Annotated in this window: 1 pseudogene; it reads left to right on the forward strand. The window is 35.5% G+C overall.

Features of this window, described 5'->3' with window-relative positions:
• Positions 1–350 precede the first annotated feature (350 nt).
• A pseudogene (locus tag G9F74_RS29470) lies at positions 351–605 on the forward strand (transposase domain-containing protein); the annotation flags it as partial.

Consider the following 605-nt stretch of genomic DNA (forward strand, 5'->3'; position numbering starts at 1 on the left):
TTACACATAACCTTTAGAAAAAAGAAACACTCTCTACTATAATTGACGTTGTATGAGCTTAGCTTGATAGCGATGTGTTGTGACCCCTAATATGTAAAATTGCATAGAATTACTAGTCCAGATTAGCATATAATGTAATAGAACTGCTCAGATTTTTTTCTTTAATCGTTAGATTCGAACCTAACGTCCTATCACATTTACAAAATGTGTAAACCTAGAAACTGTGGAAAGGCATCCGGAAGGATGTCTTTTTCTTTGGTTCTGGTGCAAAAAACTTTGAAGTATATGAAAATGGTCTATCAAACTTGGACATACTGATAGTACTACTCTATAAAAGGTATGTGATCAGTATGGAAAAGGAAAATATATTTAAATGGAAGCATTATCAGCCGGAATTAATTTTATTAACGGTAAGGTGGTGCCTACAGTACAATTTGAGCTTCCGTAACCTGGTTGGTGGAAATGATGGAGGAAAGAGGCTTATCCACAGCTCACACTACAATTATGCGCTGGGTTCATCAATATGGACCTCAATTAGAAGAGAAAATACGGCATCATCTTAAATCAACAAACGATTCATGGAGAGTCGATGAATCCTTTATCGT

Origin of the sequence: Bacillus sp. EKM202B (assembly GCF_011066025.1) — a bacterium.
GTDB classification, from domain to species: domain Bacteria; phylum Bacillota; class Bacilli; order Bacillales; family Bacillaceae_G; genus Bacillus_A; species Bacillus_A toyonensis.